Annotated in this window: 12 protein-coding genes and 1 tRNA gene; 7 read left to right on the top strand and 6 right to left on the bottom strand. The window is 39.1% G+C overall.

Annotation, left to right across the window (positions count from 1 at the left end):
* Positions 1-21: 21 nt before the first annotated feature.
* Positions 22-672 (bottom strand): ankyrin repeat domain-containing protein, encoded by a 651-nt coding sequence (locus LX92_RS04225; RefSeq protein WP_223308413.1) that lies wholly within the window; start codon positions 670-672, stop codon positions 22-24.
* A 235-nt stretch (positions 673-907) separates the two neighbouring features.
* Between LX92_RS04225 and LX92_RS04220 the strand changes: the two genes are divergently transcribed.
* Together LX92_RS04220 and LX92_RS04215 are read left to right on the top strand one after the other, a co-directional pair.
* On the top strand, positions 908-2,983 hold the full coding sequence (locus tag LX92_RS04220; RefSeq protein WP_109648996.1) for a helix-turn-helix domain-containing protein: 2,076 nt from the start codon (positions 908-910) through the stop codon (positions 2,981-2,983).
* Positions 2,984-3,036: 53 nt separating this feature from the next.
* Positions 3,037-3,570, top strand: a complete 534-nt coding sequence (locus LX92_RS04215) for an NADPH-dependent FMN reductase (RefSeq protein ID WP_109648995.1) — start codon at positions 3,037-3,039, stop codon at positions 3,568-3,570.
* A 314-nt stretch (positions 3,571-3,884) separates the two neighbouring features.
* On the opposite strand, the gene LX92_RS04210 is transcribed toward LX92_RS04215, so the two are convergent.
* Positions 3,885-5,681, bottom strand: a complete 1,797-nt coding sequence (locus tag LX92_RS04210) for an AMP-dependent synthetase/ligase (RefSeq protein WP_109648994.1) — start codon at positions 5,679-5,681, stop codon at positions 3,885-3,887.
* 669 nt (positions 5,682-6,350) lie between these two features.
* Between LX92_RS04210 and LX92_RS04205 the strand changes: the two genes are divergently transcribed.
* The 4 genes from LX92_RS04205 (at position 6,351) to LX92_RS04190 (ending at position 10,456) form a co-directional block, all read left to right on the top strand.
* Positions 6,351-8,216: a PAS domain-containing sensor histidine kinase gene (locus LX92_RS04205; RefSeq protein WP_109648993.1), complete on the top strand. Its 1,866-nt coding sequence runs from the start codon at positions 6,351-6,353 to the stop codon at positions 8,214-8,216.
* Positions 8,217-8,219: 3 nt separating this feature from the next.
* Complete coding sequence (locus LX92_RS04200; protein ID WP_109648992.1) at positions 8,220-8,639, top strand: response regulator; 420 nt, start codon at positions 8,220-8,222, stop codon at positions 8,637-8,639.
* 211 nt (positions 8,640-8,850) lie between these two features.
* Positions 8,851-9,876, top strand: coding sequence for an adenosine deaminase (locus tag LX92_RS04195; RefSeq protein WP_109649075.1), 1,026 nt, complete (start codon positions 8,851-8,853; stop codon positions 9,874-9,876).
* A 503-nt stretch (positions 9,877-10,379) separates the two neighbouring features.
* Positions 10,380-10,456: transfer RNA gene (locus LX92_RS04190), tRNA-Arg, on the top strand.
* Positions 10,457-10,641: 185 nt separating this feature from the next.
* Here the strand turns inward: LX92_RS04190 and LX92_RS04185 are convergent.
* Positions 10,642-11,832 carry a hypothetical protein gene (locus LX92_RS04185; RefSeq protein WP_109648991.1) on the bottom strand — a complete coding sequence of 397 codons (1,191 nt, stop codon included), beginning with the start codon at positions 11,830-11,832 and terminating at the stop codon, positions 10,642-10,644.
* A gap of 556 nt (positions 11,833-12,388) precedes the next feature.
* On the opposite strand from LX92_RS04185, the gene LX92_RS04180 reads away from it, so the two are divergent.
* Complete coding sequence (locus LX92_RS04180; RefSeq protein ID WP_109648990.1) at positions 12,389-13,210, top strand: endo alpha-1,4 polygalactosaminidase; 822 nt, start codon at positions 12,389-12,391, stop codon at positions 13,208-13,210.
* Between the two features lie 59 nt (positions 13,211-13,269).
* Here LX92_RS04180 and LX92_RS04175 read toward each other — a convergent pair whose 3' ends face one another.
* From LX92_RS04175 to kduI, 3 genes are read right to left on the bottom strand one after another with little or no spacing between them, the layout of a single operon-like run.
* Positions 13,270-14,448, bottom strand: a complete 1,179-nt coding sequence (locus LX92_RS04175) for a DUF4861 domain-containing protein (protein ID WP_109648989.1) — start codon at positions 14,446-14,448, stop codon at positions 13,270-13,272.
* A gap of 12 nt (positions 14,449-14,460) precedes the next feature.
* Positions 14,461-15,255 carry a gluconate 5-dehydrogenase gene (locus tag LX92_RS04170; RefSeq protein ID WP_109648988.1) on the bottom strand — a complete coding sequence of 265 codons (795 nt, stop codon included), beginning with the start codon at positions 15,253-15,255 and terminating at the stop codon, positions 14,461-14,463.
* A 4-nt stretch (positions 15,256-15,259) separates the two neighbouring features.
* Positions 15,260-16,099 (bottom strand): 5-dehydro-4-deoxy-D-glucuronate isomerase, encoded by an 840-nt coding sequence (gene kduI, locus LX92_RS04165; protein WP_109648987.1) that lies wholly within the window; start codon positions 16,097-16,099, stop codon positions 15,260-15,262.
* Positions 16,100-16,139: the final 40 nt, after the last annotated feature.

The following is a 16,139-nucleotide window of genomic DNA, read 5'->3' as shown; positions in this document are numbered from 1 at the left end:
TGAATAGGGTTTGAGGCCAAATTATTGCAGCATCATGGCAATAACCGGACGGGTTTTTTCGATTTCTGCCAGATCAATCTGTAGACCTAGTGGCCCTAATTGTTGTTGTAGCATTTCATAAATGGGTTTTACTTCCCCAAAAGGACCCATAACGGTCTCCCGGGCCGTTGCACCAAAGTTGTTTTTCGTGGTTTTATCCGCATTGGCGTCAATTAACATCTGCACAATTTCTATATGGCAAAAAAAGGCAGCTACATGTAATGCATCAGACCCATCATTATTTGTAAGGCTTAGATCAGCCCCTGCATCGATAAGTGCTTTACTGATATCGATTTTTCCAAAACTGGCCGCAGTGATCAAAGGTGTGGAACCACTCATAGCGTCTTTTTCATTAAGATCGGTTCCTGCTTCAATATGTTGTTTAACAACCTCTAGGTTACCCGATATAACTGCCATTTGAATATTCATTTCGGGTTTCCCGATAATTGTTTTGGCTTTGACCGTATTATCGGCTTGGGCTTTGGACTTGTTACCCGTCTGGGCGCATGCGGATGTCAGTACCATAAGGGCAATGGAAATGTACATTAGGCTTTTTAAAGAATTGAATTTTGATTTTTTACCCATGGCTTTGTTATTTAATTTTAATAGGTATTCATAAATCTTTGATTTCATGATTATTGATTTTAAAAAATTGAACTTAAATTTCACTTCCACAAAGATGGGACGACCTATACAGCAAGGGTTATAAGCCATGCGCTAGATTATATAAAGTTTCTTTCAAGGCATGAAAAATATGGCGCAACAGTATAAATTATGACGCAAATGAGCATTTTTACAATAAATAGGCCTAACGTCAAGTGGGAAGTATTTATATAATTCAATACATTCGTTCATAGCAAGTAAAAGCATGTCGAACACACCGAACATTGAGCCGGAATTTATTAAGCGGGCGGAAGGAATCGTTTTGGAGAATCTTTCCAACGAGCAATTCGGTGTTTCCGAACTAGCCGAGGCCATGGACATGAGCCGTTCAAACCTGCTCCGAAAAATCAAAAAAAACACCTTACGCTCAGCAAGCCAATTCATTCGACAGGTTCGCTTGCAAAAAGGAATGGAGTTGCTCAGGCAAAATTCATTGACTGTTTCTGAGATCTCCTATCAGGTAGGTTTTGGCAGTACTTCCTATTTCATTAAATGCTTTCGGGAACACTACGGCTATCCGCCAGGTGAGGTGGGAAAGGGTTCGTTTGAAGAAAATATGGAACAGGAAGAAGTCAAACCCCATTTGTTGAAGCGGAATCCATGGTGGTTTATTGGGGCGGCAACCCTAATCATACTTGCTGTATTCTTCCTGTTTTTAAACAAATCAAATGAAAATTCAGAATTTAAACCTGAAAAATCCATAGCGGTTTTACCCTTCAAGAATGAAAGTAGCGATTCGACCAACCTTTATTTTGTTAACGGACTTATGGAATCTGCCTTGGGCAACCTTCAAAAAATAGAGGACCTTCGGGTCATCAGTAGAACCTCGGTTGAGAAATACAGGGATACAAAGAAGGGGGCTGGGGAAATCGCCCAAGAACTGAATGTGAATTACCTAGTGGAGGGTAGCGGACAACGGGTTGGCAACCAGGTTTTGCTGAATATCCAATTGATAGATGCTACAAGTGATAAACGCATTTGGGGCGAACAATATAGCCGTAAGGTCGGTGATATATTCGCTTTACAGAATGAAGTGGCCCAAAAAATCGCAGCGGCCATAGAGGCTGTCGTAACACCAGCCGAATTGGAACAAATCGAAAAAAAACCCACTGAAAACCTTGTGGCGTATGATTACTACCTCAAAGCCCTTTCATTCTACTACTCGAGAACAATAGAAGGTTATAAAAAAGCCATTCCGTTATTTGGGAAGGCCATCGAAAATGACCCAAAATTCGCACTGGCCTATGCCAATATTTCAATATCGTATTACTATTTGGACATTATCCAAAACCAGAAACAATACAAGGAGCAAATAAATAATTTTGCGGACAAAGCGTTACTGTATGATTCCAAATCTGACATTAGCCTAATTGCAAAGGCGCTATATTATATGTATAATGAGGAATATCGATTGGCACTGCCCCATTTGGAAAAAGCATTGGAGTACAATCCGAATTCATCGGCAGTTGTCAAAGTTCTTGCCCTTTTATACGCCAATAATATTCCCAATACAGCCAAACACCTTAAATACGCACTAATGGGTGTACAGCTTGATATCGCCGCCAATGATTCCATTGCCAAAAGTTATACCTATTTGAACCTAAGCAATGCACTTATCCAAACTGGTTTTGTCCAAGAGGCTTTAACCTATATAAATAAGTCGTTAGACTATGATCCAGACAACTATTATGCGCCCTATTTGAAAACAATGATCTTATTTGCCAAGGACGGCGATATTGGGCGCGCCACAAAACGATTGGAGCGAGCGTGGCAAAAGGATACCACCCGATTGGACATTTTACAGGAGGTTGCGAACTTTCATTACTACCAAGAGGATTATGACAATGCCTTTTTTTACTTCAATAAATTCGTCAATGCAAAAGAAAAATTCGAGATAGCTATTTATCCCCAGGAAGATATTAAGATCGGGTTGGTCTATGAAAAAATGGGATTGGAAGAAAAAGCCGAAGACTTTTTCAATGCTTATACCGACTATTGCGAAACGGACCAATCCATATACAAGAGCGCAAGTATGGCCGTAAAGTTGACACATGAGGGTAAATTTGACCAAGCAATTAAACAGCTCAACATTTTCGCATCCCAAGATAATTACCAATATTGGATTTTGATATTTATGCGGTTAGACCCCATAATGAAACCCTTGAAAAACCACCCAGCGTATGACAGAACCATGCAAAAAATCGAAGATAGATTTTGGGATAATCAGAAGGAATTGAGAGAATCACTGGAAGAAAAAGGCTTGATTCAATCATTCAAATAAAAGCCCATCCTAAGCCTTTGAATTTTTTATTATCCAAAACCACACGAATACAAATGATCGAAAAGAAAAATATAATTGGGATTTGTGGTAGTGCCAGTCGAAATTCCGCAAATCTGTCCATTCTGAAATGGATAGCTGCATGGGAAAAATCCAATTTCAATTTGGAAATCATAGCGGATTTGACCGAATTACCACCTTTTAAAACGGAACTGACCGACTGGAATGTACCTCAACAAATCGTTGCCTTTCGAAATAAAATTGCGAATGCAGACGGTATTATCATTTGTACGCCAGAATATGTTTTCAGTATTCCGAGTGGTTTGAAAAATATGATTGAATGGTGTGTATCGACAACTATCTTCTCTGATAAACCAATTGGACTGATAACCGCTTCGGCAAGTGGGGAAAAAGGTCACGAGGAACTGAAATTGATCATGGAAACCCTTCAAACAAAATTTACGGAAGAAACCACCCTTTTAATTCAAGGTGTAAAAGGAAAAGTAAATAAACAAGGTGGGCTTTTGGACAAGAAAACAGCAACTGAATTGAAAATGTTTGTCCAGTCCTTTAACAAATTAACATCATAGTATTGATGGGCAAGAAGATACTTTCAACCTGTTGGAGGATATTGCATTAAAGCCAACCTTACTTAAGACATGCTAAACGCATATAAGATTAAACCTTGATTTCCATGTGATGACCAATACAAAATCAGGATGGGATCAATCCCCGAAAACCAATACCTGACAAGTCCATTAACGCAGCGTTACCGTAAATCCCACCCACTCTTAATAACACGGTCATTGGTGAAACGTTTTTCCCATTTCAAGAATAGTCCGGTTTTAAAACAGCCCCCTTTTGATCATGCCTTTATTTCCTGGGGACAAGTATATTAAAAGTCCTATTCCTTATACATTTTATCGATAAGTTCCTTGTATTTCTTTAAAATCACCTTTCGCTTTAGTTTTAAGGTCGCTGTGATTTCCCCTGCCTCTATACTAAATTCCTTAGGAAGCAAGGTGAATTTCTTGATTTTTTCAAATTTGGAAAACTCTTTTTGAAGTTCCTCAAACCGTTTTTCAAAAAGATCGATAATCTGATTATGCGTGATTAATTCTTCAACGTCCTTAAAGGTGATTTTGTGTTCCAAGGCGTATTTTTTCAAATTCTCAAAGCTTGGGACCGCCAATGCGGTAACATATTTTTGTTGATCCCCAATTACAGCGATTTGCTCGATAAACGAATCATTGATCAGGGCAGTTTCCAATTTTTGGGGTGCAATATATTTCCCCCCCGAAGTTTTCATTAGATCCTTGATCCTATCGGTAATTACCAGGTTGCCTTTTTCATCCAATTTACCGGCATCGCCTGTACAAAACCAGCCATCTTTAAAGACCTGTGCGGTAGCCTCGGGCTTTTTGTAATAGCCTTTCATTACTCCGGGCCCCTTCACCAAAATCTCATTATTATCGCCAATTTTAACTTGAGTCCCTTCAATGGTCTTTCCAGCAGAATTGAATTCAAAATCCGTATCTCCAAATAAAGTAACTGTTGCCGTGGTTTCGGTCAACCCATATCCACATTTGATATTGAGTCCAAATGAATGGAAAAACGAAACCATATCCGCTGCCAAAGGGGCGCCTCCACAGGGCATAAACCTAATGCGGCCCCCAAAAACGTCCCGTAATTTACTAAGCACCAATTTATCAGCTATCTTATATTTTAATTTTAGCCCAAATGGTACTTTTTTAGCAAGTCGTCTGTGCTTGTTGTAATAATCGTTACCAATACCAAGGGCCCAACTCGCCAATTTCATTTTAGTAGGTGAGGCCTCTTTTCGTTTATCCTGGATTGCCGCAAATATTTTCTCGAAAATACGCGGAACCGTACACATTACAGTCGGTTTTACCTCTTTTAAAACCTCTGCTATCTTTTTTGGATCTTGGTTAAAATAAACCTCAATCCCCCGATGCAAACAAAAGAACAACCAACTACGCTCGTAAACATGGCTAAGCGGTAAAAAACTTAAGGAAACATCTTTTTCAGAAACGTTCAATTCAAAATCATGGGCATCCAACGAAGACCCAAAATTCGTATAATCCAACATAACCCCTTTTGGTTCACCCGTCGTACCGGATGTATAGATGATACTTGCCAAATCATTGATGTCGCGCTCGTAATATCTTTTCTGAAGCTCTGTCTCGATTTGCCCAGTGGGTTCAAAGGCTACAAAATCCTCTAAAAACACACTCTGTTTTGAAGGCTGAAGCTTAATTGTTTTTGTTAATGCTACAATTAATTTTAAATAACTGGAAGTTTCCAAAAGTTCGTAAGCCTTATCATACTCATTCTGATTGCCAACAAAAAGCACACTCACTTCGGCATCATTAATAATATATGCTACTTCTTTTTTGGAACTTGTTGCATAAATCGGTATTGTTACTGCCTTAATGCCCATAATTGCCAGATCTGCAATTATCCAATTAGGCATATTCTCGGCGAAAATAGCAACATTCTGTTGCACCGGTACCCCAAAATTCAAGAGGGCTTTTGACAGTCTTTCTATTCGGTTTTCAAATTCGGTCCAAGAAACGCCCTCCCATTTATCCAGCTCATTATTCTTATAATAAATGGCATTTTTTGTTTTAAAACGTTCGGCATTACGTTTTATATCCTCTACTAAGTGTTTATAATCCATACACTATTGTTGGTTCTAAATTAGCATAAAACCTTACGATGATTCAAGCCTATAAAGTTACAAATAATTATACGGTATTGCCCACTTTGAAAGTCTTAGCATTTTCCTAATTAACTTTTTTTTCAAATTAGCGATCCTTCATTTCGGGCTGTATTAAAAAAAGGATATCCTGAATCCTATCGAGGGTGAATATGGCTTGGAAAAAGTGAAAGGGGACTCGTCCTTTTTGATACCTTATTCACCACCTCCCGTCCTGGTTTTGCCAAATATTTATCCGGTTTCCAAACCCAAACGTCCAAAATTGACCTCGCGAACGTATATGGTAAGGAAATAACCATTCAGCATAAGAACTGACCTCTAAATCAATCCATACAAAATTTCCCTAAAAATAATCCAAACAGCACTTACTCGGCATTCCAAAAAAAATCCCGGATTAAGATTTCTAAATATATTCACCCAATCCAACACCATAAAAAAAGGGACTTTGTATTTCACAGAATCCAAAATCCGATAGACCAAAAGACGTTACTAAGATTCATTGCTATCGTGAATACCCCATGTAATCAAGGATATTCAATAACGGAATTGAACAAAAAACAACTATTTCTCAATAAAAAAAGTTATTATTGACCAAACTAAAAGCAAACTTGCTTCACTAACCCGACATTAATGGAATCAATTACAAATCCTGAGATCATAGCTATTATAGCTACGGATAATGACGGTGTTATATGCCGATTTAACCAAGGGGCCGAAACCTTATTAGGGTATTCCGCCGCTGAAATGATCGGTCTAAAAAAAGTTGCTTCTTTTCTTAAGAAAGAAGAGTTTAAAAACTTCAAGAGTGATATTCTATCTCGATATCAAGATAAAAACCCAAATGTTGACCCTTATCGATTGTTAACCTTAAACGACGGTTATGATGCCCGTGAATGGACTATCGTTAAAAAAGATCGTACAACTTTTATTGCCCATTCAACACTAAGCCCCTTAAAAAGTGAAAGTGGGGAAAGTATGGGTTATATCAGAATAATAAGGGACATAACGAATCAAAAAACAATAGAAACCGAACTTTTACGAAAAAACCAGGTTTTACATTATGCTGAAAAAATAACCATGATGGGAAACTGGCAGTGGGACACCATTACCAATGCTGTTACATGGTCTAGTAACCTATACAATATTTTTGAGGTAGACCCTAACCAAGAGTTGTATTTTGATACCTATTTCAGTTTTGTACATCCCGACGATAAGGAAGTCGTTACCTTATCCATTGCGGAATCCATAAAAGACAAGAATTTTTATGACTTGTTACATCGCATTATATCGACCAGTGGTAAAACAAAAACGATACAATTACTTGGTGAAGTAATTACGGACAATGAAGGCAATGTCATTGAGATCATTGGAACCTGCCAAGATGTAACGGAACAAAGAATGGCAGAAAACAAATTTAGAGGACTACTAGAATCTGCCCCAGATGCAATGGTAATTGTAAATGAACATGGTAAAATTCAGTTAACAAATAAGCAAACAGAAATTTTATTTGGTTACCCATCCAAAGAACTACTGGGTAAACCCGTAGAATTTTTAATCCCCAAAAGATATAATACGAAGCACACCACACATCGTGAAAAGTTTTTCAACACGCCCAAAGCAAGGAAAATGGGTGAAGGAAAAGAACTTTACGGTATTAACAAACAAGGGAAGGAAATACCGATACAAATAAGTCTAAGTCCATTTAAAACAGAGGAAGGCCTATTGGTTTCCGCAGCAATTAGAGACATAACCATTCAGAAAAAAGCAGAAAAAAAACTAATAAAGACCAAAGAAAACCTAGAGATATTGGCCAATAGGCTTAAGGCGAAAAACACCCAACTGGCGGATTTTGCCCATATCACTTCCCATAATTTACGTGCTCCGGTAAGCAATTTAAACTCTTTATTGGAATTTTATAAAACTGCGGAAACGGAAGAGGAAAAAACACTTCTTTTTGAAAAATTTGAAATTGTCATCAACCATCTTACAGAAACACTGAACACGTTGATCGAAGCTTTAAAGACTAAAAATGAAGGCTCTAAAGAATTGGAAACCATTCCATTTGATGAAATCCTAAACAAAACAAAAGAGATCCTTTCTGGTCAAATCTTAAAAACCGATACGATTATAACCAGTGATTTCTCAAAAAATCCGAAAATTAATTATAATCGGGTTTATTTGGAAAGTATTTTCCTTAACTTATTAAGCAATGCCATGAAATATAAATCCGAAGATAGGACTCCGGAAATTCTTATTCAATCCGCAATAGAGGATGGGGTCCAAAAGATTTGGTTTAAAGACAATGGCCTAGGTATTAATTTAGAAAGACATGGTCATAAAATATTCGGCTTAAACAAGGTCTTTCACAGGCACCCTGATGCCAAGGGAGTAGGTTTATTTATAACAAAAGTACAAATTGAATCCATGGGAGGGGAAATATCCGTTGAAAGTGAAGTCAATGTAGGTTCTACTTTCAACATTAATTTTAATGCGTGAAAAATGAATAAAAAATATAATTTTTGCATTGTTGATGATGATGACATCTATCAATTTACCATAAAGAAGACCATAAAACATTTTGATCTTGCAGAGAATATAGTTTCTTTCAATGATGGTGAAGAGGCTTTGAATTTTATACTCGAGAACCTCAACGAAGACAAAGAGCTCCCCGATGTTATTTTACTGGATATCAATATGCCCATAATGGATGGCTTTCAGTTTATGGAAGAATACACAAAGATCAAACCTAAATTGGGAAAGAACATAACAATATATATGGTTTCGTCCTCTATCGATGACGCCGATATTGAAAAAACAAAAAGGATCAGTGAAATTTCCGAGTATATCGTCAAACCTATTCAAGAGACCCAATTAAAATCAATTATCGAAAAATTGCATAATGTAGAAAACATGGAATAAGGCAAAAACACCACAACCATTATCTGTGGCACTTTTAACCTTCGCTTTATACCCTAGACAAATACGAGACCATTACCTTCTGATTACCAATATCGCATATCGGATGACAAACCGATATTCCGGGAATAGAAAAATTTGTAAGCCGACAGAACCTATAATCAATTTCCAAACCATTATACTTCCCAACCAAAATTCAACTGTTATTCATTCTATGGAACCATCACATCTAAAAAATATTATCCATGGCATCCCCAAAGCAGAACTTCACTTACACATTGAAGGTAGTTTTGAACCCGAACTTATGTTCGAAATAGCCAGAAGAAACAATATTGCCCTGGATCATGATTCCATAACATCATTAAGGAAAGCATACAATTTCAATAACCTCCAAGAATTTTTGGACCTATACTATATAGGTGCACAGGTACTGATCCATGAGCGGGATTTTTTCGACCTGACATGGGCCTACCTCCGTAAAGTACACAGTCAGAATGTAGTCCACGTAGAGGTATTCTTCGACCCACAAACCCATACGGACCGAGGTGTCGGATTTGATGTTGTTATTAACGGCATCTACAAAGCGCTGGAAAAGGCCAAACAGGAGTTGAACATTTCGTTTAAACTCATCATGTCCTATTTGCGGCATTTAAGCGAAGAAGAAGCATTCAAAACACTGCAATCATCCCTACCATACAAACATTGGATCGATGGCGTGGGGTTGGACTCATCCGAGATGGGTAATCCTCCCAGCAAGTTTGTCAATGTGTTTGAGGCATCAGCGAACCACGGGTACAAATTAGTGGCCCATGCCGGTGAGGAAGGTCCTGAAGATTATATTTGGGAAGCACTCGATCTTCTGAAAGTTGTACGAATAGACCATGGAAATCGTTGTTTGGGCGACGATGCTTTAGTTCAAAGATTACGAGAGGAGAACATCCCCCTAACCTTATGCCCATTGAGTAATGTAGAACTTAAGGTCATTCAGAAAATGGAAGATCATCCCGTTGCAAAAATGCTCGACAAAGGAATCTTAGCAACCATCCACTCCGACGATCCAGCCTATTTTGGTGGGTATATGAATGAGAATTATTATGAAACGGCCAAAGCCTTGAACCTGAATAAGAATCAATTGATGCAATTGGCCATCAATGCTTTCAAGGCGAGTTGGTTAAGTCATGAAACCAAGGAAAAACACATCTCACAGGTAAGACATTATTTCAATACGCTCAATCCATAAACAAAACCCAAATTGAATTTTAGACGTTTGGATACGATTGATTTAACCTAGGGTATTAAAATAAATGTAGCCTAGCCCATCGCAATGGTTACCATAGAACCGATAATAGGGCTACTGTTTTTTTGAAGACAATACATTAAATGTCCATTGTACCGTTATAGAACGCCCAGACACATCATAAGGTTTGCATCTTTGGCCTAATACCCCCTTGGACCGCCACAACACAACGGATTACAAAGGTTATAATTCGGACATATCCATTAATTCTTTGAATTTTTCTTTCCAGTTAGTTTAAAAGATTTAAATTTGCCGAAATATTGACAAAACGGAGTACGCTTTACCGTACATGGTTTTAAATATTTTATTATAGTAAATAATGGTCGCGTAGCTCAGCTGGTCCTGACGAGGATAACCTGTCAGGATTCTGACATTGCTAAAGGCAATCGTCAGAAATAGAGCAATAGCTTTCGAAATTGACCGTCGGAAGCCGTAATTAAAATAATGGTCGCGTAGCTCAGCTGGATAGAGCATCTGCCTTCTAAGCAGACGGTCGAAGGTTCGAATCCTTCCGCGATCACCACTCACTCAAAACCACGCCCATCGGCGTGGTTCTTTGTTTTACGGAATGGCCGAACGAAGTTTGAAGCCTTGAAGAGGAACTGGGCAAATTGTAAAGCTTGTGGCTTAACGAACCGTATAGAACCCGAGAAGCATCAGAATCTTATTTAATCGAAGGGCGCCGAATAAAAGACATCCAAAACAGACCTATAATATCGTATCGAGATCAAACGAATAAATATGGCCTAAATCATCGGAGAAGAATATAAGCTTAGGTTCATCCGGTAAAAAACCAGCCTTACTCGAAGTAACATCACCGTTTTTTCCATTTATCTCGGTTTTTAGTTGGATGAGTTCTTTAAACTCCCAGCCATCTCCCTTTCTTATTATTTCATTGACAGAAATAAAATATCGATTATTTACCCGGTTCCTTACGGTATGAACCTCAAATATCCTTCCTTGTCGAATATGATTGATTATAGGACGGCTAGGACTCCTTGCTGTTCTGAGATTCTCGTACGGAATGTTGGTCCATTGTCCCTTCGTATCCCTAAACCGCAATACAAACTGAGGTTGATTGATGACATCGACACTGTTCTTGGTGGCCATAGCCATTTCGCCATTTTCAAAAACCGTAGCATTCAAGTGATCGTCCGCATTGTTATCCCCTTCTTGAACAACTATAGGTTCTGACCATTGATCGGGATCATCCCCATCAATATGAATTCGTTCATTGATGGATTGTGTGTTTTGATTGGACCAGATAACCGATACTTGGCCTTTTAGTGTTACTATTAGGGATATATCGTCATTATTGATGTCATCTGCAAGCGTAAATGGTTCAGACCAATCCTTGCCATTGGAAGAATGCCAAACCATGATTTTTCCATTCATGTCCGCACAAACCCAAAATTGATTTTTTGAATCTTGGGTAATGGTAGCAGTCTCAATATCGTTACAGTCCTTAGGTATAGGAAGATACCCGCTTCTCCGTTGTTTGTAACCTTTGCGATGTTTGGAATACCTCATTTGAACGACATTCAAGGCACATTCCCCAACAAAGACAATTTGCACCTCATCGCCCTTGCTCCATACATCGGCCCTACTCGGTAAGGTTTGCCAGGCACGATTGACCGCAGATTGACCCGTCCAGCCAAGGGCATCCTTTTTCAATAGCTTAGGTCCGTCTTCATCACCTACCACAAGCCATTGTCCATGCTCGTTTGTCCACGATTTTGATTGGGGTTTATCGGCCGTCGCGTCTCCATAATTCACTTTAAAGATAGGCTCTAAATAAAGTTCGGGTGTATTGGTATCTTGTGAAAACGCTTCATATCCGCCAAGCAATAGACAGAAAAGGGGCGAAAAAAGAAGCAAAGTGCCTTTTAGTTTCTTCATGTTATAAATTTGTAAACGAAAATAATCTTTTAAACTTGGGAGACAATTAAAAGAAAGGTTATCTATAGCCAAATACCCTGAATCACAGTCATCACAACCAAATATATCGAATAATCACATCGAGGTCAATAGTTTCAAATCCTATTCTCAATGTTAGCAGAGTACTTAATCAACCGATGTTCCCCGTCGTATTCTCCCTGGAATAAATAAAAATCCGTCACCTATTTGGAATATTCATTCCAATCAGAAAACCCTTCCTTTAGAATCAGAACTTCGCAATAGGCTGATAACATGTCTAAATTCAAAACCCAGACCGACCCCGATGGCACGAAATTAATCAATCAAGTAAAGGAATATTTTCTGTAGATGACCAACATCAGTTTGCAACAACCGGAACCATATCCCATACGAACGTAATGTTAGGCCTCCATACTTATTTCACAACATTGTATAATTGGTTTTATCCCAAAATAATATAGCGTCCGATTTCAATGGGTTAACCGAATGGGAATACGTATTTTTAAATTCATTTCCGATCATCTTAAATAAATGAACAATGAAATTCTATTTACTCCTATTGTATGTATTCTCCTTGTCCTCATGCTCCAATAACGACAAATCAACCGACACCGATACAAGCAAGGCCATTCCCGTCTATAACCAAGCATACCAAGAAAATTTTGATAAAGACAAAATCAGCGATATCAAAATCAAAGCGAAGAATGCCTATGTATTATTAGACCCCTTCCAAGATAATGTAGTAGAACATGTTAGTGGGATAAAAGCAAACAACAATCAAGTGGGAGCGTATATCAGTATCGGCACCGGAGAAACCTACCGGGATGATTTTGAACAATTACAACCCTACCTTGTCTCTACTTCTTGGGGACAATGGCCAGACGAGTATTTTGTAAACTCGACCACTACCGGTATCCTTGAAATCATGAAAAGCAGGATTGACAAGATCGCCGACTGGGGTTTTGATTGGGTGGAGTTTGATAATATGGACTGGATATACGATGATGAATTAAGGGCTACCTATGGATTTCAGGTCACTCTGAGTGAAGGAGTCGACTATTATCAAAAGCTCTGTGACTATGTGCATTCCAAAGGAATGAAATGCATGGCAAAAAATCTCGTAGAGCGTGCCTCCGAATTTGATGGGGTATTGTACGAATCGTATAGTGACGATAAAAACTGGTGGGATCAATCCGGCGCCCAAAGCTTTTTGGATGCCGGAAAATTAGTTATAATCAACCATTATAACGAAACCAATTGTGGGCAGGTCTATTCGGATTATAAAGGGCTATACAACGACGACCTCTCTTTTATCTGCGAGGATGCCAACCGTAAGGAATATGTACATTTTAATGAATAGCGTAGCGTATCCCTAGGGTTCTAAATCGTAGATCCAAATAAAAAAACATCCTTTAGGATTTATTGAACTTCAAAAACCAAAGGATTCTTTAAGCATTGGGAAAATCGGTTTAAATAGGCATCCCAATCAGCCTTGGTATTGAACTGACCACTCTTTTTCCATCCAAAACCTGTGTAATAGACAGCTTTATTGTTTTCTGTTTTTATATGGACAAAAAGGTTACTTTCATCATTCCTTTCGGTCAGGTATTTCTCATAACCCACCATTTTACCTTCCGGAACCACAATCCCCATTCCCAATTCAGAATCTTGAAGGGGTTCCCAATAACTGATCCATCCATTGTTGGTATTCACTTCAGTTTCCCCTGTTTTTTCATGCAAGGTAAGTCCGGCAGAGATGGTATCCGTTCCTTTCAAGGTGACCTCAAACCTGGATAGATTACTGCCATAATCCAATGAAATCCTCTTCTCTTCGGATATTTTATTCCCTGCTGCGTCCCAATCGGCATAGGCTAAAACAAAACTTGTTCTAATGGGCCCGGTACTAAGCGTTTTCCAGGTGGTGAAATTCTTTGAAATATAATATGTGGAATCTACCTTTTTGGCTATTCCCCCTACTCCCCGACTAACACCAACATGAAAATTATCCAAACCTTCACCGGTATCTTTATGATAACTACCACTGCCGGAAAGATCTTTCTCATACCATTTATTGATGATGGGATAATCCACGCGTTTTAGCCAAGCATCTATTCCGCTGGATAAGGTTCCCCCATTGTCTCCTTCCTCTGCCAATTGTTGTGCTGTTGGACCATAAGTTCGAAAAGCGACCCTATTGTTCTCCCAAGCATAATCATCGGTTCTTTCTGGCACAAATCTCGAATAGCAGGCAGGATCAGCATCGGTTTTAACCGTATCCAATTCATCAGAGACAACCACTTCGAAGGTTTTTTCCGCATTGGCTTTGATTTCGGGCTGAAACAATACTTCATCCAGAACACCATCACCATTGGAATCGACCTTCTGGGAAACTAGATTTTTGCCTGTTGAAACGTCCTTTATTACAATATTGTTTTCCGAACTATCCAGTTCGAGTGCTGAAATAGGAATACTGACCGTTTCAAAGGCACGGTCAAAATCCATGGTATTTTTCACTACGATTTTTTTATTGGACTGTGCCCCTTCACCACAGGACAAAAGCAATGTTGCCACACAAAACAGTGCATATAATTTATTCATAACCTTTATTATTTAGTTTTCATTTGATGGTTTTCCGATAGTCGCCAATATTCCCCCATCAACATATAAAATGTGTCCGTTGACAAAATCGCTGGCTTTCGATGACAAAAAGATTGCCGCGCCCGATAAATCATCGGGGTCTCCCCATTTTGCCGCTGGGGTGCGGTTAATGATAAAATCATTGAAAGGATGGCCTTCTACACGAATAGGGGCTGTTTGTGAAGTGGCGAAATAACCAGGTCCAATCCCATTGGTCTGAATGTTGTGCTTGGCCCATTCCGTCGCCATATTCTTTGTCAGCATTTTGAGTCCACCTTTAGCCGCAGCATAAGCACCCACCGAATCCCTACCTAGTTCACTCATCATGGAACAGATATTGATGATCTTACCTTGCTTACGGGCAATCATCGATTTTACCACATGTTTCGATACTATAAACGGACTCACTAAGTCAATATCGATGACCTGCCTGAAATCGGCCACCTCCATTTCCTCCAAAGAAGTTCGCTTTATGATTCCCGCATTATTCACCAAGATGTCTATGGGCCCCACTTCCCGTTGAATCTTGGCAACAGCCTCCATCACTTCTGTTTCATCAGCCACATTGAATCGATAACCAAAGGCTTTCATACCTTCGCTTTTATACGCTTTTACCGCGGCATCAATTTTTTGTTGTGATGAATTGCCATTGACGACCAAAGTCGCCCCTGCTTTTCCCAGTCCTTTGGCTATGGCCATTCCCAATCCGTGCGTGCTCCCGGTAACCAAAGCAACTTTCCCCTTAATATCAAATAAATCCAGAGCCATTCTTTTATTTTAAATCTGTTATTTTAGCCACATCCATGTCGCCATAATCCAAGTTTTCCCCTGCCATTCCCCAAATGAACGTATAATTTGAAGTTCCTGAACCACAATGGATAGACCATGGTGGGGAGATAACGGCCTCATGATTTTGCATCCAAATGTGACGTGTCTCTTGTGGCTGGCCCATAAAATGACAGACTGATTGCCCTTCAGGTATATCCAAATAAAAATATACTTCCATTCTACGATCGTGAACATGTGCAGGCATGGTGTTCCATACACTTCCGGTTTTCAGCTCGGTCATCCCCATTTGTAATTGACACGTGGTCACCACACCTCCGATAATCATTTGGTTGACGGTTCTATGGTTTGCTGTCTCCAAAGAGCCCAATTCCAACTTATTGGCTTCGGCCAGACTAACTTTCTTGGTGGGATAATGCGTATGGGCGGGAGCGGAATTTAAATAATATTGGGCAGGTTTTTTGGCCTCATCACTTTTGAAAATCACTTCCTTGGTCCCCTTTCCTATATAAAGCGCATCCTTATGCTGCAAAACATAGATAGTACCATCAACCTCAACAGATCCTTGAGCTCCCACATTAATAATACCTAGTTCGCGCCGTTCTAAAAAATACTCCGCTTTCAATGGATCGATGGTTTCCAATTTCAATGGCTCTTCAGGAACCGCTGATCCCGCAATATACCGATCATAATGCGAGTAGGTCAGATTGACCTTTCCCTTTTGCATCAAATTGGAAATAAGGAATTCATTACGCAACTCGGTTGTGTCATACTTTTTTACGGCTTCGGGACTTGAAGCATATCTGGTTTCGACTACTGTTGACATTTCAAACTATTTTTTCAGTGTTTTCTTTTACAAATTTTAT

This window comes from Maribacter polysiphoniae (genome assembly GCF_003148665.1).
Taxonomy (GTDB): Bacteria; Bacteroidota; Bacteroidia; order Flavobacteriales; family Flavobacteriaceae; genus Maribacter_A; species Maribacter_A polysiphoniae.
Note: the sequence above shows the minus strand (reverse complement) of the source record. Positions and strands in the feature narration are given on the sequence as shown.

Excerpts from the sequence above, each read along its gene's own strand:
- LX92_RS04220 (WP_109648996.1), top strand. The coding sequence starts at position 908 with ATGTCGAACACACCGAACATTGAGCCGGAATTTATTAAGCGGGCGGAA.
- LX92_RS04195 (WP_109649075.1), top strand. The coding sequence starts at position 8,851 with ATGGAACCATCACATCTAAAAAATATTATCCATGGCATCCCCAAAGCA.
- LX92_RS04185 (WP_109648991.1), bottom strand. The coding sequence starts at position 11,832 with ATGAAGAAACTAAAAGGCACTTTGCTTCTTTTTTCGCCCCTTTTCTGT.
- LX92_RS04215 (WP_109648995.1), top strand. The coding sequence starts at position 3,037 with ATGATCGAAAAGAAAAATATAATTGGGATTTGTGGTAGTGCCAGTCGA.
- kduI (WP_109648987.1), bottom strand. The coding sequence starts at position 16,099 with ATGTCAACAGTAGTCGAAACCAGATATGCTTCAAGTCCCGAAGCCGTA.
- LX92_RS04180 (WP_109648990.1), top strand. The coding sequence starts at position 12,389 with ATGAAATTCTATTTACTCCTATTGTATGTATTCTCCTTGTCCTCATGC.
- LX92_RS04210 (WP_109648994.1), bottom strand. The coding sequence starts at position 5,681 with ATGGATTATAAACACTTAGTAGAGGATATAAAACGTAATGCCGAACGT.
- LX92_RS04175 (WP_109648989.1), bottom strand. The coding sequence starts at position 14,448 with ATGAATAAATTATATGCACTGTTTTGTGTGGCAACATTGCTTTTGTCC.
- LX92_RS04200 (WP_109648992.1), top strand. The coding sequence starts at position 8,220 with ATGAATAAAAAATATAATTTTTGCATTGTTGATGATGATGACATCTAT.
- LX92_RS04170 (WP_109648988.1), bottom strand. The coding sequence starts at position 15,255 with ATGGCTCTGGATTTATTTGATATTAAGGGGAAAGTTGCTTTGGTTACC.
- LX92_RS04205 (WP_109648993.1), top strand. The coding sequence starts at position 6,351 with ATGGAATCAATTACAAATCCTGAGATCATAGCTATTATAGCTACGGAT.
- LX92_RS04225 (WP_223308413.1), bottom strand. The coding sequence starts at position 672 with ATGAAATCAAAGATTTATGAATACCTATTAAAATTAAATAACAAAGCC.